Below are 25,096 nucleotides of genomic sequence, written 5' to 3'. Positions count from 1 at the left end.
CGTGCTGTGCTGCGACAATCTCCCGGAGAATGGCCGCACCGTCGCCAAGGTGGTCACGCGCCTCGCAAGCCTTCGCAACGCGGAGCTTGGGCGCTACGTGGCAGAGAACGTCGCCTTCCCCGCCACCATGGTGGACCGCATCGTGCCGGCAACGACGGATGCCGACCGCGCCCGCATCGCCGCCACAACGGGGCTCGAGGATGCATGGCCCGTCGTCACCGAGGCCTACAACAATTGGGTGGTCGAAGACAATTTCCCGCAAGGCCGCCCGGCATGGGACGCGACCTTCGTCACCGACATCAAGCCCTTCGAACTGATGAAGCTGCGGCTGCTCAACGGCGCACATTCCTCCATGTCCTATCTCGGCTATCTCGCAGGCCGCGAGACCATCGCCGACTGCATGCAGGACCAGGCGCTCGCGGCATTCGTCGCGCATCTCATGCATGTGGAGGTGACGCCCACACTCATGGTGCCGCCCGGCGCAGATATCGAGTCCTACAAGCAGGCCCTCCTCCGCCGCTTCCGCAATCCGGGCCTGCGCCACCGCACCTGGCAGATCGCCATGGATGGCTCGCAGAAACTCCCGCAGCGCCTGCTCGGCACCATCCGCGACAGGCTGAAGGCGGGAGCACCTATCGATGCCCTGGCCTTAGGCGTTGCCGCCTGGATGGCCTATGTCACCGGCATCGATGAAAAGGGCCACGCCATCGACGTGCGCGATCCCCTGCGCGATGAACTGCGCGCCCGCGCCGATGTGGCAGGCCGTGACGCCGCGCAGCTCAGCACCGCCCTGCTCGCCGTCGAGAAGATCTTCGGCCGCGACCTTCCCGCCAATGCCACCTTCACCACCGCTGTCACGTCCGCCCTCGACAGCCTGTTCACGCGCGGCAGCAAGGCCACCTACACGACTTTCCGGAGCACTGATCGATGAAGCAGACCTGGCGCTGGTTCGGCCCCAATGACCCCGTCACACTCGCCCATGTGCGGCAGGCGGGTGCGGTGGGCATCGTTTCGGCCCTGCACCACATGAATCGCGGGCAGGCCTGGACGGAGTCGGAAGTCAACATCCGCAAGGCGATGATCGAGAAGGCCGGCCTCAGCTGGGACGTGGTCGAGAGCATCGCCGTGCCGGAAGACATCAAGACGCGCACCGGCAGCTTCCGGCAGAAGATCGACAACCACAAGGCCTCGATCCGCGCCGTGGCGAAGGCCGGCATCAAGGTGTGCTGCTATAATTTCATGGCCATCACCGACTGGACGCGCACCGACCTCGACTGGCCGCTGCCCAATGGCGGAACCGCGCTGCGCTTCGACATCATCGACTTCTGCGCCTATGACGTGCTGGTCCTCAAGCGCCGCGATGCGGAAGCGGACCACCCGCCAGAGCGCATCAAGGCCGCGAAGACGCGTATGGCCTCCTGGCCCGAAAGCAAGGCGGCGGAGATCGAGCGCAACCTCATCGACTGGGTGCCCGCACGCGAGACGGTCTACAGCCGCGAAAGTTTCCTGCGCCAGCTCGACGAATACCGCGACCTCACCGTCGAAGGCCTGCGCGAACACCTCTTCCTCTTCGTGCGCGACATCGCCGACACAGCGGAAGAGGTGGGCGTGAAACTCGCCATCCACCCGGATGATCCGCCCTTCCCCCTCTTCGGCCTGCCGCGCGTGAACTCGACCCAAGCCGACACGCAGAAGCTCTTCGATGCCGTGCCGAGCCCCGCCAATGGCGTGACCCTCTGTACCGGCTCCTATGGCGCGAACCCCACGAACGATCTCGTGCAAATGGCCAAGGCCTTCGGCCCCCGCATCCACTTCGCGCATCTGCGCAACACCACGCGCGATGCGGATGGGTCCTTCTACGAGTCCGAACATTTGGACGGCGACACCGACATGATCGGCGTCATCGCCGCTCTTCGCGAGATCGAGACGCGCGAGAACCGCGAAATCCCCATGCGGCCCGACCACGGCCACCTGATCGTCGACGACATCGGAAAGAAGGTGAACCCCGGCTATTCCTGCATCGGCCGCCTCAAGGGCCTGGCCGAACTGCGCGGCGTCATGCGCACGGTGGATGCCTTCCGCGCCGGCCGCGTGAGCTGAGGAGAAAGCCATGGCGAAGATCACCCGCGTCGAAGCCTTGATGGTGGACCTGAAGCCCAAGGTGAAGCGCACCGATGCGATCCAGTCCTTCGTGAGCCAGGAAACGCCCATCATCCGCGTCTATGACGCGGATGGCGCGGTGGGCACCGGCTACAGCTATACGATCGGCACCGGCGGCCCCTCCATCATGGAACTGATCCGCCGCACGCTGGGCCCAGCCCTGATCGGACGCGAGGCGCTGGAGATCGAGAAGATCTGGCGCGATCTGTTCTTCCTGACCCACGCCACCACCGTGGGCGCCATCACCTCGCTCGCACTCGCCGCCATCGACACGGCGCTCTGGGACCTGAAATGCCGCCGCATGAACGAGCCCCTGCACCGCATGGCCGGCGGCGCACAGTCACGCGTGCCGCTTTACACAACAGAGGGCGGCTGGCTGCACATCGATACCGCAGAACTGGTTGACGACGCGCTGCAGGCCAAGGCCAAGGGCTTCGGCGGCTCGAAGATCAAAGTCGGCCGCCCGCATGTGTCAGAAGATGTCGCGCGTCTTTCCGCGGTGCGTGAGGCCGTGGGGCCCGCCTTCGAGATCATGACGGACGCCAACCAGCGCTTCACCGTGGACGAGGCCATCCGCCGCGCGCTGCCTGACGCCCTTGGACATCGCCTGGTTCGAGGAGCCGCTGACGGCGGACGACATCTCAGGCCACGTGCGCCTGTCGCAGAGCACGACCATTCCCGTTGCCGTGGGCGAGAGCCTCTACAGCCACCTCCACTTCCGTGAATATCTGGAACGCGGCGCCTGCTCCATCGTGCAGGTGGATGTGGCGAGAATCGGCGGCATCACGCCCTGGCTGAAGGTCGCGCATCTCGCAGAGTGCTTCAACGTGCCCGTCTGCCCGCATTTCCTGATGGAGCTTCACGTGGCGCTCTGCGCCGCCGTGCCCAATGCGCGCTGGGTGGAATATATTCCGCAGATCGATTCCCTCACGACGGAACCGATGAAGATCGAGGATGGCCACGCCATCCCATCAGACGCGCCGGGACTTGGCATTGCGTGGGATTTCGACGCGATCGCGAAGGCTGCGGTTGAGGGCTCGGCGTTCTCGATCGCCTGAGCCTTCTTCAAAGCAACGTCATCCCGGCGAAGGCCGGGATCCAGCTTTGCGTCAGCATGCACTGTGAGTAAGGAAGCTGGATCCCGGCCTTCGCCGGGATGACGGCAATCTTGCAAAGCCCTTACACCCGGTGCCCGGGCATGGCTTGGTCCTTAGGCACGATGATCTTGCCGATGGGCCACAGCGCGATCCCCGCGAGCTTCAGGTGCGCCCAGGCGAAAGGGCGGCAGTGCCTTCTCCAAAGCACCGTCATCCCGGCGAAGGCCGGGATCCAGCTTTGTGTCAACAAACATAGTGAGTAAGGAAGCTGGATCCCGGCCTTCGCCGGGATGACGGCAATCTTACAAAGCCCTCACACCCTGTGCCCGGGCATGGCCTGATCCTTCGGCACGATGGTCTTGCCGATGGGCACAGCGTACAGAGCGCGATGTTGACGGCGGCCCGGGCCCACGGCGTGAGCTTCTTCCCCCTCGCCCCCGCAGGGGGAGAGGGAGGGGTGAGGGGGTCTCTCCACGAGTCGAATTCCAGAAGCCTTCGCAGATTGTCGCTTCAAGCGACGGGCCCGCGGACAAACCCCCTCACCCTGCCTTCTCCCCCGGAGGGGAGAGGAATGGTGTAACTTACACCCTGTGCCCGGGCATGGCCTGGTCCTTCGGCACGATGGTCTTGCCGATGGGCCACAGCGCGATCCCCGCGAGTTTCAGGTGCGCCCAGGCGAAGGGGATACCGATGATGGTGACGGCCAGCATCACCGCGGTGATGACATGGGCAAGCGCCAGCCACCAGCCGGCGAAGACCAGCCAGAGGATGTTGCCGATGCCGCCCAGCACACCGGTGCCGATGTCCTCCTGCCCCGTCGCGCGATCGCGTGCCACGGCGGTATAGCCGAAGGGCATCAGCGTATAGAGCGCGATGTTGACGGCGGCCCGGGCCCAGGGAATCCCCACGATGGTGATTGCCATGATGACCGCCGCGATCAGCCAGCCAAAGGCCATCCAGGCGCCTCCCAGCAGGATCCAGATGATGTTCAACAGCAGAGACATGCAGCCCTCCTCTTTCCGCCCTTATATGGGGACACCGGCCCGGTTTCGCCAGTGGAATCCTGCCCCCGAGGTTGACGGAACCAAGCCACACTCCCATGCTTGAGCCATGCGATTCATTCACACGGCGGACTGGCAGATCGGCAAGCCATTCCGCAACTTCGGCGAGAAGGACAGCGTGCTGCGCCTGGCACGGCTCTCCGCCATCGAGGCGATCGGGCGGCTGGCGGCGCAGGAAGGCGCTGCCCATGTGCTGGTGGCGGGCGACCTCTATGACAATGATGCCCCGGCCCAGAAGACGCTGCAGGAGCCGCTTGAGCGCATGCGGGCCTTCCCCGCTGTGAACTGGCATATCATTCCGGGCAATCATGACTATCATCGCGGCAACGGGTTGTGGGACCGTGCGGCGGCGCAAGGCTTGCCCGCCAATGTCGTCTTCCAGCTTACGGCACAGCCGGCGGCATTGGGCGAGCACGCCGTGCTCTTGCCCGCCCCGCTGCGCCGCCGCAGCGAGGTGAATGACCTCACCGAATGGATGGACGAAGCGCCAAGTGCGGAGGGGCTGATGCGCATCGGCCTCGCCCATGGCTCGGTCACGGGCTTCGGCAGCGAGGGCGAGGCAAAAAATCCCATCGCCGCGGACCGGGCGAAACGCGCCGGGCTCGACTTCCTCGCACTGGGCGACTGGCACCGCACCATGAAGGTCACTCCATCAACCTGGTATGCCGGAACACCCGAAGCCGATCGCTTCAACAGCCAGGAGACGGGCCAGGTTCTGCTTGTCGACATCCCTGCGCGCGGCGCACCGCCCACGGTGACCGAGTTGCGCACCGGCGCCTATCGCTGGCTCACGCGGCAGGAGGATGTGTCGGGAGGGCATGATCTCGCCGGGCTCGAGTCCCGCCTGCGCGCGCCGGCTGATCTCTCGCGCCTTCTCATGCGCCTCACCATCAAGGGCACGCTGGACCTCACCGCGCGCGCCGAATTGTCGGACAGGATCGCAAGCCTCGAGGCCGCCATGTTCTGGCTCGAGGCCGGACTCGACGACCTGCACCTGCGCCCGACGGATGATGACTTCGCGCAGATCGATTTTCAGGGCGTGCTGCGCGAGGCAGCGGAGCTGCTGAAGGCCGAAGCGGAAAACCCCGCCTCCAGTGCTGCTGAGCGCCGCCGCGCCGGGGAGGCGCTGGTGCAGCTCTTCGTCATGACGAAGGATGCCAAGGGGCAGGCCGCATGAAGCTCACCCATGTCACGCTGGAAGGCTGCGGCCGCTTCGGCACGCTGGTGCGGGTCGATGGCTTCGGCCCTGGCGTCAACATTCTCTCCGCTGGCAACGAGGCGGGAAAGTCGACGCTGTTCCGCGCCATCCGCACCTGCCTGTTCGAGCGCCACAACACCACTGGCAAGGATGTCGCGTCACTCGCCACCGAGGGCCTGTCGCTTCCCGTCAGCATCACGGTTGGTTTCGAGAAGGGCGGCAAGGCTTACGAGATCCGCAAGTCTTTCGTGCGCAGCAAGTCCGCAAGCCTTATCTGCGATGGCGTGGAGACGGCACGCAATGCCGAAGCCGATGAGGAAGTCTGGAGGCTTCTCGGCATCGAGCAGCGCTCGGCGCGCGCGCTCGATGAAGCAGCCTTCGGCGTGCTGTGGGTGGCGCAGGGCCAATCCTTCCAGACGCCGGACCCGTCGGAGGGCGCCAGGAACGTGCTCAACGCCGTGATCCAGCAGGAGGTGGGAACGCTGGTGGGCGGCGAGCGCGCGCGGCTTCTGCTCAACACCGTCAACGAGGAACTGGCCCGCTACGTGACGGAACGTGGACAGCCAAAGGCGCGCGGCCCCCTCGATGATGCAGCGAAGGCAAGCCAGAAGCTGTCGGCTGAGCTTATGGACGCGGACACCCGCCTCGAGGCGCTCCGCGGTAAGCTCGATGAGCTGGATGCGCTGCGCCGCCAATACAGGCAGGCCAGCGATCCCGCCGCCCTCAAGTCCCTCGAGGATCAGCTGGCAGAGGCAAGCCGCAAGCTCGGCGAAGCGGTGAAGGCCGAAGGCGAGATCCGGCGCCTCACGGGTGAGGAGCGCCAGGCTTTCCAACTCTGCGAGGCGCAGCAGGAGAAGCTGACGTCCCTGCAGGCTCAGGCCGCCACCATCGATGACCAGCGTGAGCGCCTGAAGCTTATATCAGACGGCCTTGCCCCGCTCGATACGCAGGACGAAGCGACCGCCACGGCGCTCAGGCAAGCCAATGCCGAACGCGCGCGTATCGAAGACGCGCTGGCCGCGATTGATGCGCGCGAGGCTGAGTTGCAGCGGCTCGACGCCCTGTCGCAGAAGCTCGCCCGCAAGGCGGAACTCGCGGCACGCCTCCAGCAGCTTGACGATTTCCGCCAGCGCGCCGCCGCCAGCGAGGCAGCCCTCAAGCTCGCCACCATCGATGATGCCGTCATCAAATCCCTCGAAGCGATCGAGCGGGAGGAGGCCCGCATCCGCGCAGCGCTCGAAGCCGGCGCGGCGCGCGTCACCATTCAGGCGAAGCTGGGCTTGGGCGTCACACTCAATGGCGAGGCGGTCGATGGCACGGCGGCGCGTCCCGTCACCGAAGCGCTCACCATCGCTGTGGGGCCTGACGTGTCGATCACCGTGTCGCCGCCCGCCGACGCGCTTGATGCCGCAAGTGCAGGCCTCGCGCGGGAGCGCGCCCGGCTCAACGCGCTCCTCGCGCGCCACGCCGTGGCCACGCCTGCTGAGTTGCGCCAGCGCCACGCCGAGCGCGTCACGCTGGAGAATGCCGCACGCGACATCCGCGCGGAGCGCAGCGCGCTTGGGCTGAAGGACGATGTCTCCTCCGAGATCGACAGGCTCTCCACGGCCATTGCCGCAATTGCCGCCGAGGCCCAGCGCATCCTGCCTCAGGGAACGGGGCCGCTTCCCGCCGCTGAACCGATCGCTGCGGAGCGGCAATCGCTGGCCGAGCGCCGCAGTGCGCTGCGCGCCGAACGCTCCTCACTTGATGCGCAGATCAGCGCACACAAGGATACGCTGACGGCACTCGCCAGCACGCGCGGCACGCTCAACGGGCAGAAGGCAGAGATCGACGCGCGCCTGCAGTCGGCCCTTGCCCTGCTGCCGGACGGCACCCGCCAATCCCTCATCGCCGCCTGTGAGCAAGAGCTCATCCACCGCCGCGAGGCGCATCGCGTGAAGGCGGCCGCACTCGAACAGGGCCGGGCCAGCGCCCCCGCACCCGACGAGGCCGAGCGCCAGCAGGCCCGCGTCGACCGCTTCACCGCCGCTCTCGAAAGCCAGCGCCGGACACGCGACGACCTCCGCCAATCGATCGCGCGGCTCGAAGGCGAGGTGCAGATCTCGGGCGGCGAGGGCCTGGGCGAGATCGCCACCACGCTCCGCCTCCAGCACGGCATGGCGGCCGCCGAAACCCACCGCCTCACCGAGCGGGTAGAGGTCCTGAAGCTTCTGAAAACCACGGTCGAGTCCTGCTATGCGCGCCGCCGCGAGCAGTTGAACGCGCCATTGCTCCGGCACCTGACACCCTTCCTCAGCGATGTCTTCCCGAAAGCCGGGATCGTGCTGGGAGATGATTTCGAGATTTCGGCCCTCACCCGCTCAGGCCCGCAGGGTGAAGCTTTCGGACGCCTGTCGCTTGGCACGCAGGAGCAGATCGCGGTGCTGGTGCGGCTCGCCATGGGCGCCATGATCTGCGAGCGCGGCGAGGATGTGCCCGTGATCCTCGACGATGCGCTGGTGTTCTCGGATGACGCCCGCATCGAGCAGATGTTCGACGCCATCAACCGCGCGGGCCGGCGCCAGCAGGTCATCGTCTTCACCTGCCGCGCACGCTCCTTCGCCTCGCTCGGCGGCCGGGAACTGCGGATCGCCTCCGGACATCATCCAGCCGATACCGCCTCATCGTGATCTCTCAACAGCTTATCCATCCGGTCCGGATAAACACGCACAGCAACGCAAGATTGACGAAGCCGCCCGGTCTAGCCTGCAACGCCCGGCTGACTGTCAAGACCCAGACGCCACCCTAGGATTGCGAACCGGAAATAATTATGCAATTGAGGTTTTCGTTTGATGACGACTTGGGACAGGACATGAGCTTTCTTGAATTTTCCACCGCCACGGCAAAGAAACGCAAGGATGCGCGAGACCAGGCCCGGAAGGCCAGTGAATTCCTGAAGGCGCTCACCCACGAAAGCCGCCTTCTCATGCTCTGCCTTCTTGTGGAGGGGGAGAAGTCCGTCACCGAGATCGAGGACAGCATGGAGATGGCGCAGGCTGCCGTCTCCCAGCAGCTGTCGAGGCTGCGCCTCGACGGGCTGGTGACCACGCGGCGCGAGGGCCGCAACATCTATTATTCCCTCGCCAGCGACGAGGTGAAGACATTGATCGGGACTCTGCAGGCCCTGTTCTGCGCGCCCAGGCGCAAGGCGCCCCGCCGCAAGCACTGAAGCCTGCGGCAGCGCTTGACGCTGCGGGGCGTTTCGCCGATGAAGCAGCCCTCGCGCCATCAGCCAAGGCCTTCCATGTCCAAAGATCCGCTGCTGCAGCCCTATCAGCTGAAGCACCTCACGCTGCGCAACCGGATCATGACGACGAGTCATGAGCCCGCCTACCCTGAAGACGGCATGCCGAAGGACCGCTACCGCCTCTATCACCTGGAGCGGGCGAAGGCCGGCGTGGCACTCACCATGACGGCGGGCTCCGCCGCCGTCTCGAAGGACAGTCCACCCGTCTTCAACAACATCCTCGCCTACAAGGACGAGGTGGTGGGCTGGATGAAGCGCCTCACCGATGATTGCCATGAGGCAGGTGCTGCGGTGATGATCCAGCTCACCCATCTCGGCCGCCGCACGCGCTGGGACAAGGGCGACTGGCTGCCCGTGGTTGCCGCTGGCCCCGCGCGCGAGCCCGCCCACCGCGCCTTCCCGAAAATCATCGAAGACTGGGACATCGCCCGCATCATCGAGGACTATGCCGATGCCGCCGAGCGGATGAAGGCGGCAGGACTCGATGGCGTGGAGTTCGAGTGCTACGGCCATTTGATGGACCAGTTCGCAAGCCCGCTTACCAACACGCTGGCCCATCCTTACGGCGGCAGCTTCGACAACCGCCTGCGCTTCGCCATGGATGTTCTCGCCGCCTGCCGCAAGCGCGTCGGCCCGGACTTCCTGCTGGGCGTGCGCTACACCGCGGACGAGGAGGAGAAGGGCGGCATCAGCGTGGACGACGGCGTGGAGATGGCACGCCGCTTCAACGCTTCGGGGCTTGTCGACTTCCTCAACATCATCAGGGGCCGCATTCATACGGATGCAGCACTCACCGGCGTCATTCCGGTACAGGGCATGCGCTCTGCCCCGCATCTCGATTTCGCGGGCCACATCCGCGCGCAAGTCGGCATGCCCACCTTCCACGCGGCGCGCATTCCCGATGTCGCCACCGCGCGCCACGCCATTGCCACGGGCCAGCTCGACATGGTCGGCATGACGCGCGCCCACATGGCGGACCCGCACATCGTGCGAAAGATCATGGAGGGCCGCGAGCAGGACATCCGCCCCTGCGTGGGCGCCACATATTGCCTTGACCGCATCTATCAGGGCGCCATGGCGCTGTGCATCCACAACCCGGCAACAGGACGCGAGGAGACGATGCCCCATGTCATCACCCCCGCTACCGAAAGACAGCGCGTGGTTGTGGTTGGCGCAGGGCCAGCAGGGCTCGAGGCAGCACGCGTCGCTGCCGAGCGCGGCCACCGCGTCACCGTCTTCGAGGCGGCGGCCGTACCCGGCGGGCAGATCCGCCTCACCGCCATGACCAAGCGGCGCGCGGAGATGATCGGCATCATCGACTGGCGCATGGCGCAATGCGCCGCGCGTGATGTCGAGTTCCGCTTCAACACCTATGCCGAGGCATCCGACGTGCTGGCGGAAAACCCCGCCGTCGTCATCATCGCCACCGGCGGACTGGCCGAAAAAGATGTGCTCGAGGCCGGCAACGACCTCACCGTCTCCGCCTGGGACATCCTCTCGGGCGATGTGAAGCCCGGCGCCAATGTGCTGCTGTTCGACGATGCGGGCGACCACACGGCAATGCAGGCCGCGCAGTTCCTCGCCGATGCCGGATCAACCGTCGAGATCATGACGCCCGACCGCAGCTTCGCGCCCGAAGTCATGGGCATGAACCTCGTGCCCTATATGCGGGCCCTGCAGGACAAGGCAGTCACCTTCACCGTCACCTACAAGCTCATCGCGGCCGAGCGCGATGGCAACCGCCTCAAGGCCATCGTCGGCTCGGACTATTTGGCAAGCCTCCGCCAGGAACGCCATGTCGACCAGATCGTGGTGAACCACGGCACCCAGCCCCTGGCCGATCTCTATTTCGCGCTGAAGCCATTGTCGGAGAATCTCGGCGCCGTCGACTACGACGCGCTGATCGACGGCCGCCCGCAGGCCATGAACGGCGGACCCCCAGGCTTCCGCCTCTACCGCATCGGCGACGCCGTTGCCGCGCGCAACACCCACGCCGCGATCTACGATGCGCTGCGGCTCATGAAGGACGTCTGAGAGGGCTCAGCCAACCGGCTGCCAGCGCGACGGGTTGGAGAGCTCATCTTCTGCAACGATGAGCTTCTGCTCGGCGTCCGTCTCGCTCTGCAGCGACCACCGCATGGGCGCGTCCATCTCGTTCGCCGGGGCCTTGACCTCATAGACATGGCCGGCATGAAGCCCGGTGAGCTTCCTGTAGCGTGTGTTCAGCATGGCAGCGATCCTCCCTCGGTGCCGCAACACTACCCGAGCTACGGACTTGCTGCCGATGATGCAGATCAAACCCGTGCTCACCCGCAGGCCAGCACGGCGGCCAGCGAGATGAGGATGGTGGCGGCCTCGTCGCTGTCCACCGTCACGCCGCAAGCCCGGCGTCATGCGCTCAGATCTGGACCGCGCCGTTGTCTTCGGCATGTTCGGACGCGCCCTGCGCACGGCCACCATGAACGACCCCTGTTGTTGAACATACGTATAGGAAATCTGGAAACAGCGTCAATCATCAGGCTTCACGGTCATCGTCGCCCATTGACCGCGCTTTCTTCCCTTATTTATTGTACAGCCATTCAATAACGGAAAACCACGATGCCCCGGGACAGCCGCTACGACATTCTCTTCGAACCGGTGAAGATCGGTCCCGTCACCGCGCCGAACCGCTTCTACCAGACCCCGCATGCAACAGGCCTCGGCTGGCAGCGGCCGCAGGCCGGGGCGGCGCTGCGCGGCATCAAGGCGGAGGGTGGCTGGGGCGTGGTGTGCACCGAGTATTGCTCCATTCATCCGTCCTCGGATGATTCACCCTTCGGCTACCTCACCCTGTGGGACGAGGACGACGTCAAGGCGCTCGCGCACACGGCAGAGGCCATCCACGCCCACGGGAGCCTGGCTGGCGTCGAGCTTTGGCACGGGGGCTCCCATGCCGCCAACCGCATGACGCGGCTCCCCGGGCTTGCCCCGTCGGCGGTTCCCGCCATGTACCACCTGCCGACAACGGCGCGCGCCATGGACGAGGCCGACATCAAGGCCTTCCGCGGCTGGCAGCGCGCGGCAGCCGAACGGGCGCAGCGCGCCGGCTTCGACATCGTCTATGTCTATGCCGGGCATGACTACCTGCCCTTCCAGTTCCTGTCGCGCCGCTACAACCAGCGCGGCGATGCCTATGGCGGCAGCCTCGAGAACCGGGTGCGCCTGCTGCGCGAGATGATCGAGGACACGAAGGAGGCGGTGGGCAGCAGCTGCGCCGTTGCCGTCCGCCTGGCGGTGGATGAGTTGAGCGGCCCGTCCGGCATCACCTCGGAGGCCGAGGGGCGCGATGTCATCGCCATGCTGGCCGAACTGCCGGACCTCTGGGACGTGAACGTCTCAGGCGCGCTCGGCAATGACAGCAAGTCGGCGCGCTTCAGCGGCGAGGGCTACCAGGAGCCGCATGTGGCCTTCGTCAAGCACCTCACCACCAAGCCCGTCGTTTCGGTCGGCCGCTTCACCTCGCCCGATGTGATGGTGAGCCAGATCCGCCGCGGCATCCAGGACTTCATCGGCGCAGCACGCCCCTCGATCGCGGATCCCTTCCTGCCCGCCAAGATCCGTGATGGCCGCGAGGACGAGATCCGCGAATGCATCGGCTGCAACATCTGCCGCGCCGCCAACAACGAGGCCGCACACCTGCGCTGCACCCAGAACCCGACGATTGCCGAGGAATGGCGCCGCGGCTGGCACCCGGAGCGCATCGCCGCCTATCCCCGCCGCGAGAAGGCGCTGGTGGTGGGTGCGGGCCCCGCCGGCCTCGAGGCGGCGCTGAGCCTCGGCCGCCGCGGCCTCGAGGTGACGCTGGCCGAGCGCGCGCCGAAGCTTGGTGGCCGCCTCCTGCATGAGAGCACCCTTCCCGGCCTCGCCACCTGGATCCGCGTGCGTGACTGGCGCCAGCACATGATCGCGAAACTGCCCAACGTCACCGTCTTCCCGGCGAGCGAGATGACGGCGGCGGATGTTGAAGCCTTCGGCAGCGATCACGTGGTGCTAGCCACCGGCGCGCGCTGGCGGCGGGACGGCATCGGCGTCACCGGCCTGGCCGCACTTGCCCTGCCCTCAGCCCTGACGCCCGATGATGTCTTCGCCGGCCAGCAGGTGAGCGGCCATGTGGTGATCTACGACGACGATCATTACTTTATGGGCGGCGCGCTGGCGGAACGCTTCGCCCGCGCCGGCCACACCGTGACCGTGGTGACCCCCCACGCCTCCGTCTCGAGCTGGACGGCGATGACTGACGAGATCGCCTTCCTGCACACAAGGCTCCATGACTTGGGCGTGAGCTTCGCGCCCAACCGCCTGCTGCTGGGGCATGAAAAGGACAGCCTGCAGCTTGCCTGTACCGCCTCCGGCCAAGAAAGCGGCCTGCCCTGCGGCACGCTGGTCCTCGTCACCGGACGCCTCCCGGAGGACCGTCTCCACCGCGAACTCTCAGCTACTGCACATGCCTTCGGGCTTCACCGCGTGGGCGACTGCCTGCAGCCCTCATCTGTCGCCGATGCCGTCTACTCAGCCCACCGCTTCGCGCGCGAGCTCGGCACGGAGCCACCCGCCGCACCCCGGCGCGAGCGCCCTCCGGCAAGCGGGTCAGCAATTGATCTTGCGCGAGGGCTTGCGTGAACAGCTCAGCAGCGAGCCGGGCAACGATAAATCCCTGCCCCGTCACAACAGGCAGAAGCTGTCCACGTCGACCAGCCCGCGGTCACTGATCTTCAGATGCGGGATCACGGGGAGAGGCAGGAAGGCGACATGCAGGAAGGGTTCCTGCAGGACGGTGCCGAGCGACCTTGCCGCCTCGCGCAGGGGGATGAGCCCGTCACGCACCGTCTCGAAGCGCTCATCGCTCATCAACCCGGCGATCGGCAATGACAATTCGGCCAGCACGCGGCCGTCCCGCACGACCACGAAGCCGCCGCCCATCTCGCGCAGGTGGTTGACGGCAAACGCCATGTCGGCGTCCGCCACGCCGACGACGCAGATGTTGTGGCTGTCATGCCCGACGGTCGAGCCGATGGCGCCATGCCGGAGCCCGAAGCCATTGACGAAGCCGCGGCCGATATTGCCGTTGATGCCGTGGCGCTCCACCACGGCCACCTTGATCGCATCCTGCGCCGCATCGCACTGGACGAGGCCATCGCGCGCCGGAAGGTCCATCTTGAGATGCTCCGTGATGATCTTGCCGGGCAGCACGCCGATCACCGGAAAGGCCTTGCCATCGCCAGTGATGCGGAAATCCTCCGGTGTGACGGCAGAGGCCTTGACGCTTCCATAGCCAACCGGCCTGACCGCCGGCCGCGCATCGAAGAGCGCATCCGTCACCAGCCGCCCGGCCGAGATCACCTGCGCCACCCGGCAAGCCTCGAAATCGTCAAGCACGGCGAGATCGGCGCGCCAGCCGGGCGCCACCAGGCCGCGGTCATGAAGCCGGAAGGCGCGCGCAGCCGAAATGCTTGCCGCGCGGTAGGCCGTCAGCGGGTCAACAGCTTCGGCGATGGCGGTGCGGATCATGAAGTCGAGGTGGCCCTCCTCGGCGATGTCGAGCGGATTGCGGTCATCCGTGCACAGCGCGATGAAGGCCGAGTTGCGCTCCGTCATGATCGGGATCAGGGCGTGCAGGTCCTTCGACACGGAGCCCTCGCGGATCAGGATATGCATGCCCTTGGACAGCTTCTCCAGCGCCTCGGCGGCACTCGTCGTCTCGTGGTCGGTGCGGATGCCCGCGGCCAGATAGCCGTTGAGCGCCATGCCGCGCAGAAGCGGCGCATGCCCGTCGATGTGGCGGCCGGCGAACAGCGCGATCTTCTCCAGCGCGCCGGGATCGAGCCCCAGAACGCCGGGAAAATTCATGAACTCGGCAAGGCCGATCACCTTGGGGTGATCCATGAAGGGTGCGAGGTCGGAGGCTGCAAGAGCAGCGCCCGAGGTCTCGAGGTGGGTGGCGGGAACGCAGCTCGACAGCTGCACGCGCAGGTCCATGACGGTGGCCATCGCGCTCTCCAGGAAGAAGCGGATGCCCTCAGCGCCCAGCACATTGGCGATTTCATGCGGGTCGCAGATCGCGGTGGTAACGCCGTGGCGCAGCACGCAGCGGTCGAATTCGAGCGGCGTTACCAGCGAGGATTCGATGTGGAGATGGGTATCGATGAAACCCGGAACCACCGTCTTGCCGGTGATGTCGATCTCGCGGCGGCCGGCATATTCGCCGAATGTCCCGCTGATGCGGTCACCGGTGATCGCGATGTCGGACAGGACAAGATCACCACTCACCAGGTCGAGGAACCGTCCACCCTTGAGCACGAGGTCGGCGGGTTCGCGTCCCTGGCCCTGAAGGATGGCGCGCTGAAGATTTGTGCTCATCAGACTTACTCCGTGGTTCTCATGCCGAGCCGCGGCAGGACCCAGCGTTCAATCATGACCACACATTGATGAAAGGCGACGGCGATCAGCACCGACACGGCGGCCACCGTCCAGATCATACCATAGTCGAGATAGCCCCGGCTCTGGTTCAGCAAATTGCCGAGGCCCTTTCCGGTGGCCAGCCATTCCGCGATCATGACGCCGAGCAAGGCGCGCGGCGCCGCCAGCCGGGCTGCGGCGAAGAGATAGGGCAGCGATGCCGGTATGGAGACGAGGCGCAGCGCCTGCCAGCGTGATGCGCCATAGGCGCGCGGCAGGTCCAGCGCGGCGCGCGGCACCATCGTCATGCCCTGCGCGATGGTGACGAAGGCAGGAAAGAAGGTCACCGAGATCGTCACCCAGAGTGTCAGCGCCGTGCCGCGCCCCAGCATGAGAACGAGAAGCGGCGTCAGCGCCACCAGCGGCATGGTCTGGGTGACGAGCGCCACCGGCATGAGGCTGCGGGCAAGCGCCGGCATGGCATCGCAGACGACCGCCAGCAGGAAGGCGAAAGCCAGGCCCGCCGCCAGCCCCATGAGCGTGATCGGCACGGTTTCCGCCAGCGCCGCCATCAGCCGCGCCTGCGCCTCCGCCGAGGCGGGCATGGCAAAGAGATACTGGGCAACGCCCAGCGGCGTCTTGGCGATCATCTCGGGCACCGCCAGCCAGGCGAGCAACAGCCACCACAGCGCCAGCGGCAGCAGTGCTGCGGCCAGCATCATCGCGAGGCGGCGCGGCAGGCCCCCGCCAGGCTCCGCTGCGGCAGGTGCTGCAGCCGGGATCGTCACCGCGCGCGCCGCACCCGTCACCCGCGCGCCGATCACCGAGAAAGCGGCATAGGCCAGCCCGGCAATCAGCGTCGCCATCAGGCCGATGCCCCACAGCCGCGCCGGATCGCCCCGGCCGAGCGAGCCCAGAAGATAGGTACCAAGCCCGAAGCGGCCGCCGCCGCCAAACTCCGCCAGGATGGCGCCGAGAACGGCCGCGGGTGCGGCAACGCGGAAGCCGCCAAGCACCGCGGGCAGCGCGCTCCGCCACTGGACCAGCCGCAGCGCATCCCAGCGGCCGCCGCCATAGGCCCTGACGAGGTCGATGCTGCGCTGGTCCGTCTGTGACAGGCCGAGCACGGTCGCGGTCATGGTGGCGAAATAGCAGCCAAGTGCTGCAAGGATGACGCGCGGCGTCATGCCGGAGAAGGTCAGCACCAGCACCGGCGAAATGGCAATCGGCGGCAGCGCGAAGATGGCGATGTTCACGCCGCGGAACAGCCGCAGCAGCAGGGGTGAGAGCACGAAGAGCGCGCCCGCGATGATGGCCACGGCATTGCCGATGACGAAACCGAGAAAGCTGGCCTTGAGCGTCGCCAGCACATGCGGCGGGTAATCGCCCCTGTCGGCCCACAGCTGGGCCAGTATGGCGCTGGGGGCGGGCAGTGCGCCCGAGGCCACCAGTTCATAGCGCCCCGCCAGTTCCCACACGGCCAGCAACACCACGAGGTTGCGGACCCAGGCCAGGCGGTGGGCCTCACGCGCCATGAAGTGCGCGGGCCACCGCGTCGTTGAGCGCGTGGAAGGCGGGCTCGGTGAACAGGCTCTTCTCCCGCGGCCGCGGAAAGGGAACGTCGATCACGGTGGCGATCCGGCCCGGCTTGCTTCTCATGACCGCGATGCGGTCGGCGAGGAAGACCGCCTCGTCGATGCCATGCGTCACCAGCAGCGTGGTCGCGCGTGACTCGGACCAGACGCGCTGCAGCTCGATGTTCATCTGGCGGCGCAGGATCTGGTCGAGGGCGCCGAAGGGCTCGTCGAGGAACAAGACGCCGGGAGAGGTGACGAGGGCCCGCGCGATCGAGACGCGCTGGCGCATGCCGCCCGAAAGCTCGCCCGGCAGCGACTTCTCGAAACCCTTGAGCCCCACCAGCGCGATCAGTTCCGCGATGCGCGCCGCATGTGCAGCACGGCTCTTTCCCAGAACGTCGAGCGGGAGTGCGATGTTGGATTCAACGCTGCGCCAGGGCAGAAGCGCTGAGTCCTGGAAGGCAACGCCTGTGGTGCCCGACGCCGCAGCCACGCCCGGCGCCTCACCGCCGATCAGGGCGGTGCCCGAATCGGGCGCCTCGAGGCCGAGCGCCAGCCGCAGCAGCGTTGACTTGCCGCAGCCCGAAGGCCCGATCAGCGCAGTGAAGGAGCCGGGCGCGCAGTCCAGCGAGACGGAGTCGAGCGCGGTGAAACGTTCACCGCGCGCGCTGAAGCTCTTGCTGACCTGCCGGAGGCTTATGCTCCGGTCGCCCGCCATCAGATCTCCGCAAGGAGTGTGGTGTCGAACATGTCCCTGGTTGCCTTGATGCCAACCTCGCTCAGGGCCTTGATGTTCTTCTCGATCGACTCTTCCGACATCGCGAAGATCCCGCCATCATTCACCATCAGCGGCTTTTGCGCGGTGTTGAAGTAGATCTCGTTCTCGACCGTGCGGCCCGTGCCCTTGAACCAGGTGTCGGCCCACATGGGCGGGAAGGCGGCGGGGTCGACGAAGTTCTCGTCCCAGCCCTTGCGGCTGGCGCGCAGCCAGGACACCAGCTCCTTGCGCTTGGCATTGAGCGTGTCTTCCGTCACCACCACCGTGTCGTTGAAGATGGTGAAGCCGAAGTCATAGAGCAGGAAGGACACGGCCTCGGGACCGGCCTGCTTGATGGTGAAGGGCACGTTGGTGGTGAAGTCCAGCGAGGCGTCGATCTCGCCCTTGATGAGCGGTGTGGGATCATAGGCGTAGGGCACGATGTTGACCTGCGCCTTGTCGATGTTGTTGAGCTTCAGCATCGCCTCGACCGAGATCACGTTCACCGGCGGCACCGCCAGCGTCTTGCCAACCAGGTCCTGCGGCGTCTTGATGGGCTTCGAGGCGAGCGACACGATCCCGATCGGGTTCTTCTGGTATTGCGCGCCGATGATCTTGAACTTGGCGCCCTGCTCCGAGATGGCCTTGATCGTCGTGTCGGGCGTGGTCAGGGCAAGATCGGCCTTCCCGGCGATGATGGTGCTCTCGGGGATCACGTCCGGCCCGCCCGGCAGATAGGTAAGGTCCATCCCCTCGGCACTGTAGTAGCCCTTGTCGATGGCCGCGAAATAGCCCGCGAACTCGGCATCGTTGATCCACGCTGCCTGCATGGTCATGGGTGTTCCCGCGCTGGCGGCGCGCCCGCCCAGCGTTGCAGCGGCCGATGCGGCAGCGCTCAGCTTCAGGAACTTCCGGCGGTCAATGGCAAGTCTCATGTCGTCCTCCTGGGATTTGGAATTCTTGTATAACTTATCCGATGCCCTTTATCCGCCTCAGCTCCTGCAGGGGCGGCGTCGCGGCGATCTGTTCTGGCTCCAGTAACTCCCATTTCACGCCACGGGGCCGTTTGGCGCGCCGCTCTACCGTTATAAACCGGCTTGGAGTGGCGATATAGTCCACCAGGATGTCGGTGGCACTCGGATGGAGCTTGTCCTCCACCACCTGGACATCATGGACGATGGCCACGACCGGCGTCGCCTCATCCACGATTCCGAGATCGGTGAACATTCCCCATTCAAGATCGAAGAACCCATGGCCCTTGCCGAAGCGCACGCCGTCCATCGACACGGCGGATGCACCCGTCACCATCAGGTCGAAGCGTCCGCGGCGGGCGACCTCGGCCAGCGAGATGGGCCGGGCAAAGTGCTCCATGCCATCAAGCCATGCGGCATAGAGTTCGGCCCCCTTGGGCACCATGCCGGGTTCGAACAGAAGGAACCCGCGGTAGATGCCATAGGTTGACATGACGAAGGGAATGCCCGCCTCGATCATCCGGCGGCGCAGGTCCACAAGGCAGTTGTCGGGCGTGATGAAGGCATTCCTGCAAGCCTTGTAGGCCGGCATCTCCACGATGCGGCTGGTGGCCAGCTCAGAGCCTTCGAAGTCCGGAATCACTTCGTTGAAATTCAGGTGAAAGCGGGTATCCGGCTTCGCGACCTCATGCAGCTTGCTCCAGATGCGCTGCCGGATGATCTTGGAGTTCGACACGGTCTGCCCTTGTTTCAATGTTTCTGTTTATTGAAACGATGGTTTCACATATCTTGGCAGCTGTCATCTGGAAAGTTAACGCTGTTCACCGCCAATGAGGGCACATGTCCGTCCGCCTCAGCTTGCGCATCCAGGAACGTTTCGACCGCCTCTCCCCGGCAGAGCAGAAGCTGGCGCGCCTCATCCTGGAGCGCAAGGACGATATCCTCACCTTTTCGGCCACCGAGATGGCCGAACTCGCCGATGTCTCCAAGGCCACCGCGGCGCGGCTGTTCAGAAGCCTCGGCTATTCCGACTTCAACGAGGTGCGCGAGCAGTCCCGCGAGGAGCGCAACCGCACGGAGCCATACCGCTACTCCCTGGGTGACCGGAAGGAACCCCATCTGGGCAAGTCGATCGGCGCCCATCTCGATCTCGAAATCTCCAACCTGACGCGCACCTTCGAGGAGCTGAGCTCGGAACGCCTCCACCAGGCCGCCGGCCTGCTCAAGGATGCGCCGCGGGTGTGGTTCCTCGGCTTCGGACCGGAGGAAGGCATTGCACGGCTGGGCCGGCTGCTCGTCTCACGCCTGCGCCATGACGTCATGCAGATCGGCCTCCACCAGGCCTCCTGGGCCGAGGACCTCGCCATGATGGGCCCGCGCGATGCGCTGGTTGTCGTCACCCTGAAGCCAAGGCCGCGCCTGCTGCGCCCGATCCTCGACTATGCGCGGACCACGCGCGTCAACATCATCGTGCTCACCGACCAGATGAGCGGGCTCTGGGCCCGCAAATTCGCCAGCGCCATCCTGCCCTGCCACGTGGCAAGCCACGGGCTCGGGCCGTCCTACACGGCCATGGCCAGCGCAGTGCAGCTACTCGCCATGTCCCTCGCCGAGCGCCTCGGCGATCGCGCCGGCCAGCGCCTCGATCTCATCGCCGAGATCCACGAGGAACTGGACGACACCGAATAGCCGGTCCAGTCAAAGACGAATTGAGAGAAGTGGTAGCGGGAGAGGGAGTTGAACCCCCGACCCCAGGATTATGATTCCCGTGCTCTAACCAACTGAGCTACCCCGCCAGACACGGCGGGCTTATAGGGAAAGGCGCTGGCGGAAGTCAAGCCGCCTCGCCAGGTTCCTGTTGGGGCTCGCTTTCCGGGTCCTTCTTGATGAAGGTGCGCCAGAGCGAGATGAACAGGAAATAGATGCTGGCGGCAACCCACACCCAGAGCTGGATGTCCTCGACGAGGCCCCAGCCGCTGCGGTCCTTGGCCTGGATGATGAGGGAGAGCGACATGGCCGCCCACAACACCGTCAGCGGAATGGTGATCTCGCGCCAGTCGGTGACCCTCAAGGGGTGCACGAACTTGATGGGCACGAAGGTCAGCACGCAGAGCACGGCGACGGTGATGAGATTGGTCAAGGGCCCCGTCTGCAGCACGAAGAAATACAGCACCACGACGTTCCACAGCGCCGGGAAGCCCACGAAATAATAGTCGTCCGACTTCATGCCCACATTGGCGAAGGTGTAGCAGGACACCGCCATGATGGCCGCCGCCGAGATCAGGCTCCAGGTCTGGCCGGAGAAGATGAACTCCACCGGCGTCATGTTGAACCAGTAGACCATGAGGGCAGGCACGGCCACATAGGTGAAGAAGTCGATCACGTTGTCGAGGGTGCGCCCGTCCACATTGGGAGTGTATTCGAGCACCCGCGCCTTGCGGGCGAGTGTGCCGTCCACCCCGTCCACGAACAGCGCGAGGCCCAGCCACATGAAGGCGGCGACCGGATCGTTCTTCAGCACCGCCACCAGCGCCAGGAAGCCCAGGACGATCCCGCAGGTGGTGAAGGCATGGACAGCCCATGCCACACCCCGCTTCACATCTCGGTCGATGTTGGGATGCAGGTTGATCTTGGCCAAGAGACGGTTACTCCCACATGAAGCCTGACTATATGAAAGCTGGGGGATGAAGGCAAATGGCGTGCACGGCGGTGGTCTGGGCGTGAGTGCTGGTCCAGCCTGGCATGGGCCAACGACACCCGCGAAACCGGGCCTCAGGCCCGCGCGATGAACCCTCCGCCGAGGACGCGCTGGCCTGCCCCCTCGCCCGCATAGAGCACGCAGGCCTGGCCGGGCGAGACCCCATATTCCCCGCCGCTGATGGTGACCACGGGCGCCCCATCGGCAAGCCGGATCTCCGCCGGCACAGGCGGCCTGGCCGAGCGGATCCTGGCATGGACGGGCTGCGGCTCCTCCCCCAGCGGGAGGTCGCCCAGCCAGTTGAGGCCGGATACGCGAATGTCCGTCTGCTTCAGCGCCGCGCGCGGGCCCACGATCACGCGGCGGCTGGCGGCCTCGATTCGCACCACATAGAGCGGCTCGCCACCCGCGATGCCGAGACCGCGGCGCTGGCCAATCGTATAGTGGATGATGCCGTCGTGGGGGCCCAGCACCTGGCCCGCCATATCCACGATCTCGCCCGGCTCCGCGCCCTCCGGCCTGAGCTTCAGGATGAGGTCGGCATAGCGGCCCTCCGGCACGAAGCAGATGTCCTGGCTGTCCGGCTTGTCGGCCACGCCGAGGCCCAATGAGGCCGCAATGGCGCGCGTCTCGGCCTTGCCGAGGGCGCCCAGCGGAAAGCGCAGGTAGTCGAGCTGCGTCTGGGTGGTGGCGAAGAGGAAATAGCTCTGGTCGCGGGCAAGATCTGCGGGCGTGAACATGTCGCGCCTGCCAGATCCGCCGGGCCGGGCGCGGCTTTCGACATAATGGCCCGTCGCCAGCGCCGCCGCGTCAAGCGCGCGGGAGCGCTCGAGCAGGTCGGCAAACTTCACCGTGCGGTTGCAGGTAACGCACGGAATGGGTGTTTCGCCCGCAAGGTAGCTCGTCACGAACTCATCGATCACCGCCTCCTTGAAGCGCGATTCGAAGTCGAGCACGTAATGCGGAATGTCGAGGGCCGCAGCGGCGCGCCGGGCGTCGTGGATGTCCTGCCCGGCACAGCAGGCACCCTTGCGCCGCACCGCCTCGCCATGGTCGTAGAGCTGCAGCGTGATGCCCACGACATCGAACCCCGCATGCTTCAGCAACGCGGCCGTGACAGTGGAATCAACCCCGCCCGACATGGCGCAGACCACGCGGATCGCCGACGGGTCTCCGGCGATGCCGACCGTCTCGCGAACGCTGTCGATGAGGGCCTGTCCGATCATGTTTCTTTCTTCAAGTCACCAACCCACTTTTTCCCTTCCCCCTCGCTGCCACGCGGAAGAAGGAAACCACGGACCTTCCCGCTAGATGGGCGTTTCCCGCCGCCTTGTAAACCGGCCTGTGCTGAAATGGCACCGTTGCCCGGCCGGATTTGCGAAATCTTCATGTGTACTTAGGCGAATTTTAATGGGCCCGAACTAGGGTGAGGTCCAGTGAGTTGCTGTGTATGGGTTGAGTTGCGTTCATGAACGGTCAGTTGCGTACTCGCGTAAACTACGTCATCGGTCCGGATGGCAGTCCGCTGACAGTCGCCGACCTGCCCCCGCCGGGTAACCAGCGCTGGGTCATCCGCCGCAAGGCGGAGGTGGTCGCGGCCGTCCGCGGCGGTTTGTTGAGTTTGGAAGAGGCCTGCGACAGGTACGTCCTCACCGTCGAGGAATATTTGAGCTGGCAGCGGTCGATCGACCGCCACGGTCTGGCCGGTTTGCGGACCACCCGCATCCAGGACTACCGCGCGAATTGAGTTCGCCCGAAAAGGGCAATTGCAAAGGGGCCGGGCACCACGTCCGGCCCCTTTCATCTTTCCCCCTCGCCCCCGCAGGGGGAGAGGGCCGGGGTGAGGGGGTGCGTCCGCAAATCCGCTTCTGATCGCTTCCACGCTTCTACCCGCAGCCGCAATATGGCAGCAGCAGCTCCTCAGGACCCACAGGCTCTGGCGCCAACATCCAAAAGCTCCGTCATTCCGGCGAAAGCCGGAATCCAGCTTTGGCCACCACAAGGAAGCTGGATCCCGGCCTTCGCCGGAATGACGAACCAAGGTGGAATGACGTCACACATGACAAGCACCTCAGGGCACACAGGCTCTGCCGCCAACATCCAAAAGCTCCGTCATTCCGGCGAAAGCCGGAATCCAGCTTTGGCCGACACAGGGAAGCTGGATCCCGGCCTTCGCCGGGATGACGAACCAAGGTGGAATGACGTAGCCTCATGACGAGCGCCCCAGAACGCACAGGCGCTGGCGCCAACATCCAAAAGCTCCGTCATTCCGGCGAAGGCCGGAATCCAGCTTTGGCCGCCACAGGCAAGCTGGATCCCGGCCTCCGCCGGGATGACGAACCAAGGTGGAATGACGTAGCCTCATGACGAGCGCCTCAGGGCACACAGGCTCTGGCGCCAACATCCAAAAGCTCCGTCATTCCGGCGAAAGCCGGAATCCAGCTTTGGCCGCCACAGGCAAGCTGGATCCCGGCTTTCGCCAGGATGACGGCCTTGGGCAGCGGTCAGGTCGCGAAACAGATGCATCAATCCATCCGGCAGGCTAAACAGCGCCCAAGTCCACCGGAGACCGCCGCCCCCATGCAGCCCGACATGCAGACCAACATCCACGATGCGAAGATCGACCCGCGCAACCTGAACATCCTCATCTCCGTCAACGGCAAGCTCATGCCCCGCGCCGAGGCCATGATTTCCGTCTTCGATTCCGGCTTCATCTTAGGAGACGGCGTGTGGGAGGGCCTGCGCCTGGTCAAGGGCGGCGTCCCCTTTCTTCGCGAACACGTTGAGCGGCTCTACGAGGGTGCGAAGGCCATTTTCATGGACATCGGCCTCACACCCACCGAGCTGGTCACCCGCCTCTTCGACTGCCTCGACGCCAACAAAATGGAAGACGGCGTCCACATCCGCCTCATGGTCACCCGCGGCGTCAAGGCCACCCCCTATCAGGACCCGCGCGTGACGATCGGCAAGCCCACCATCGTCATCATCCCCGAATACAAATCGCCCAATCCGGAAAAGTCAGCGAAGGGCCTCGCGCTGCACACCGTCCACGTTCATCGCGGTGCGCCGGACGTGCAGGACCAGAAGCTCAACTCGCATTCCAAGCTCAACTGCATCACCGCCTGCATCCAGGCCGCGAATGCGGGGGCGGACGAAGCCCTGATGCTTGATCCGCTCGGCTTCGTCGCCACCTGCAACTCCACCCACTTCTTCATCGTCCGCCGGGGCGAGCTGTGGACGTCGTCCGGCCAATACTGCATCCCCGGCATCACGCGCGGCAACATGATCCGGCTGGCGAAGGATCTCGGCATTCCCGTCTTCGAAAAGCAGTTCTCGCTCTATGACGTCTATGGCGCGGATGAAGCCTTCGTCACCGGCACCTTCGCCGGATTGATCCCGGTACGGATCATCGACGGCCGCCCCGTGCGCCACCCGATGTCGACGGAAGACTGGTCAGGTGCGGGCCCCATCTCGCAAAGGCTGTCAGCCGCCTACAAGGAACTCTGCCTCAAGGATGCGCGGAGGAGCCTCTGACATGACCAACCTCGCCATGTGGTCCGGCCCCCGCAACATCTCCACCGCCATGATGTATTCCTTCGGCAACCGGCCTGACTGCGTCGCCTGGGACGAGCCCTTCTACGCCTTCTCGCTCGTCCACCACGGCAATGACCACCCGATGCGCGACGAGATCATCGCGAGCGGAGACAGCGGCTGGAACAGCCTCGTCGCCAAGTGCTTAGGCCCTGCGGAGAAACCCGTCTTCTACCAGAAGCACATGACCCACCACATGCTGAAAGGTTATGACCGCGCCTGGATCAAGGGCCTCACCAACGCCTTCCTCATCCGCGCGCCG

At 65.6% G+C, this 25,096-nt stretch carries 20 protein-coding genes, 1 tRNA gene and 1 pseudogene; 12 read left to right on the top strand and 10 right to left on the bottom strand.

From position 1 onward, the window contains the following. The 3 genes and pseudogenes from ACILRA_RS04350 to ACILRA_RS04340 form a co-directional block, all read left to right on the top strand. The coding region (locus tag ACILRA_RS04350) for a mannitol dehydrogenase family protein (protein ID WP_395660866.1) at nt 1-931 on the top strand (931 nt) is incomplete at its 5' end. Beyond that, nucleotides 928-2,100: a mannonate dehydratase gene (uxuA, locus tag ACILRA_RS04345; RefSeq protein ID WP_395660865.1), complete on the top strand. Its 1,173-nt coding sequence runs from the start codon at nt 928-930 to the stop codon at nt 2,098-2,100. The genes ACILRA_RS04350 and uxuA, both read left to right, overlap by 4 nt. 10 nt (nt 2,101-2,110) lie before the next feature. Next, a pseudogene (locus ACILRA_RS04340) lies at nt 2,111-3,218 on the top strand (mandelate racemase/muconate lactonizing enzyme family protein). Nucleotides 3,219-3,838: 620 nt separating this feature from the next. Here ACILRA_RS04340 and ACILRA_RS04335 read toward each other — a convergent pair. After that, nucleotides 3,839-4,261 carry a YccF domain-containing protein gene (locus ACILRA_RS04335; protein ID WP_395660864.1) on the bottom strand — a complete coding sequence of 141 codons (423 nt, stop codon included), beginning with the start codon at nt 4,259-4,261 and terminating at the stop codon, nt 3,839-3,841. A 106-nt stretch (nt 4,262-4,367) separates the two neighbouring features. Between ACILRA_RS04335 and ACILRA_RS04330 the strand changes: the two genes are divergently transcribed. The 4 genes from ACILRA_RS04330 (at nt 4,368) to ACILRA_RS04315 (ending at nt 10,839) form a co-directional block, all read left to right on the top strand. Further along, complete coding sequence (locus tag ACILRA_RS04330) at nt 4,368-5,495, top strand: exonuclease SbcCD subunit D (protein WP_395660863.1); 1,128 nt, start codon at nt 4,368-4,370, stop codon at nt 5,493-5,495. Further along, nucleotides 5,492-8,188 (top strand): hypothetical protein, encoded by a 2,697-nt coding sequence (locus tag ACILRA_RS04325; RefSeq protein ID WP_395660862.1) that lies wholly within the window; start codon nt 5,492-5,494, stop codon nt 8,186-8,188. The genes ACILRA_RS04330 and ACILRA_RS04325 overlap by 4 nt, the downstream gene beginning before the upstream one ends. A 182-nt stretch (nt 8,189-8,370) precedes the next feature. Next, nucleotides 8,371-8,727 (top strand): ArsR/SmtB family transcription factor, encoded by a 357-nt coding sequence (locus ACILRA_RS04320; protein ID WP_395660861.1) that lies wholly within the window; start codon nt 8,371-8,373, stop codon nt 8,725-8,727. A 75-nt stretch (nt 8,728-8,802) separates the two neighbouring features. Continuing rightward, the gene (locus ACILRA_RS04315) at nt 8,803-10,839 is read left to right on the top strand and encodes an FAD-dependent oxidoreductase (RefSeq protein ID WP_395660860.1); all 2,037 of its coding nucleotides are present in this window, start codon (nt 8,803-8,805) and stop codon (nt 10,837-10,839) included. A gap of 6 nt (nt 10,840-10,845) precedes the next feature. Here ACILRA_RS04315 and ACILRA_RS04310 read toward each other — a convergent pair whose 3' ends face one another. Beyond that, a complete protein-coding gene (locus ACILRA_RS04310; RefSeq protein ID WP_395660859.1) occupies nt 10,846-11,034 on the bottom strand; it encodes a hypothetical protein in 189 nt (62 codons plus the stop codon). A 369-nt stretch (nt 11,035-11,403) separates the two neighbouring features. Here ACILRA_RS04310 and ACILRA_RS04305 point away from each other — a divergent pair, with 369 nt between their 5' ends. After that, the gene (locus ACILRA_RS04305; protein ID WP_395660858.1) at nt 11,404-13,464 is read left to right on the top strand and encodes an FAD-dependent oxidoreductase; all 2,061 of its coding nucleotides are present in this window, start codon (nt 11,404-11,406) and stop codon (nt 13,462-13,464) included. A 42-nt stretch (nt 13,465-13,506) separates the two neighbouring features. Here ACILRA_RS04305 and ade read toward each other — a convergent pair whose 3' ends face one another. From ade to ACILRA_RS04280, 5 genes are read right to left on the bottom strand one after another with little or no spacing between them, the layout of a single operon-like run. Continuing rightward, complete coding sequence (gene ade / locus ACILRA_RS04300) at nt 13,507-15,201, bottom strand: adenine deaminase (RefSeq protein ID WP_395660857.1); 1,695 nt, start codon at nt 15,199-15,201, stop codon at nt 13,507-13,509. Nucleotides 15,202-15,206: 5 nt separating this feature from the next. Continuing rightward, nucleotides 15,207-16,775, bottom strand: a complete 1,569-nt coding sequence (locus tag ACILRA_RS04295) for an ABC transporter permease (protein ID WP_395660856.1) — start codon at nt 16,773-16,775, stop codon at nt 15,207-15,209. Further along, nucleotides 16,765-17,535: an ABC transporter ATP-binding protein gene (locus ACILRA_RS04290; protein WP_395660855.1), complete on the bottom strand. Its 771-nt coding sequence runs from the start codon at nt 17,533-17,535 to the stop codon at nt 16,765-16,767. Before ACILRA_RS04290 ends, ACILRA_RS04295 begins: the two co-directional genes overlap by 11 nt. Beyond that, the gene (locus ACILRA_RS04285) at nt 17,535-18,509 is read right to left on the bottom strand and encodes an ABC transporter substrate-binding protein (protein ID WP_395660854.1); all 975 of its coding nucleotides are present in this window, start codon (nt 18,507-18,509) and stop codon (nt 17,535-17,537) included. The genes ACILRA_RS04290 and ACILRA_RS04285 overlap by 1 nt, the downstream gene beginning before the upstream one ends. Before the next feature lie 34 nt (nt 18,510-18,543). Beyond that, nucleotides 18,544-19,281, bottom strand: coding sequence for a 5-formyltetrahydrofolate cyclo-ligase (locus ACILRA_RS04280; RefSeq protein WP_395660853.1), 738 nt, complete (start codon nt 19,279-19,281; stop codon nt 18,544-18,546). A 104-nt stretch (nt 19,282-19,385) separates the two neighbouring features. Here ACILRA_RS04280 and ACILRA_RS04275 point away from each other — a divergent pair, with 104 nt between their 5' ends. Then, a complete protein-coding gene (locus tag ACILRA_RS04275) occupies nt 19,386-20,234 on the top strand; it encodes a MurR/RpiR family transcriptional regulator (RefSeq protein ID WP_395660852.1) in 849 nt (282 codons plus the stop codon). A gap of 30 nt (nt 20,235-20,264) precedes the next feature. On the opposite strand, the gene ACILRA_RS04270 is transcribed toward ACILRA_RS04275, so the two are convergent. From ACILRA_RS04270 to mnmA, 3 genes are all read right to left on the bottom strand, one after another. Continuing rightward, nucleotides 20,265-20,341: transfer RNA gene (locus ACILRA_RS04270), tRNA-Met, on the bottom strand. A gap of 38 nt (nt 20,342-20,379) precedes the next feature. Beyond that, nucleotides 20,380-21,183, bottom strand: a complete 804-nt coding sequence (locus ACILRA_RS04265) for a CDP-alcohol phosphatidyltransferase family protein (RefSeq protein WP_395660851.1) — start codon at nt 21,181-21,183, stop codon at nt 20,380-20,382. A 134-nt stretch (nt 21,184-21,317) separates the two neighbouring features. Continuing rightward, nucleotides 21,318-22,469, bottom strand: coding sequence for a tRNA 2-thiouridine(34) synthase MnmA (mnmA, locus tag ACILRA_RS04260; protein ID WP_395660850.1), 1,152 nt, complete (start codon nt 22,467-22,469; stop codon nt 21,318-21,320). 242 nt (nt 22,470-22,711) lie between these two features. Here mnmA and ACILRA_RS04255 point away from each other — a divergent pair, with 242 nt between their 5' ends. From ACILRA_RS04255 to ACILRA_RS04245, 3 genes are all read left to right on the top strand, one after another. Next, nucleotides 22,712-22,990, top strand: coding sequence for a DUF1153 domain-containing protein (locus ACILRA_RS04255; RefSeq protein WP_395660849.1), 279 nt, complete (start codon nt 22,712-22,714; stop codon nt 22,988-22,990). Between the two features lie 833 nt (nt 22,991-23,823). Further along, nucleotides 23,824-24,777: an aminotransferase class IV gene (locus tag ACILRA_RS04250; protein WP_395660848.1), complete on the top strand. Its 954-nt coding sequence runs from the start codon at nt 23,824-23,826 to the stop codon at nt 24,775-24,777. Nucleotide 24,778: 1 nt separating this feature from the next. Further along, a partial coding sequence (locus ACILRA_RS04245; protein ID WP_395660847.1) for a hypothetical protein occupies nt 24,779-25,096 on the top strand: 318 nt, incomplete at its 3' end.

It is taken from the genome of Aestuariivirga sp. (genome assembly GCF_044239095.1).
Lineage (GTDB): Bacteria > Pseudomonadota > Alphaproteobacteria > Rhizobiales > Aestuariivirgaceae > Aestuariivirga.
The sequence above is the reverse complement of the archived record's forward strand: the minus strand, read 5'-3'. Positions and strand labels throughout refer to the sequence as shown.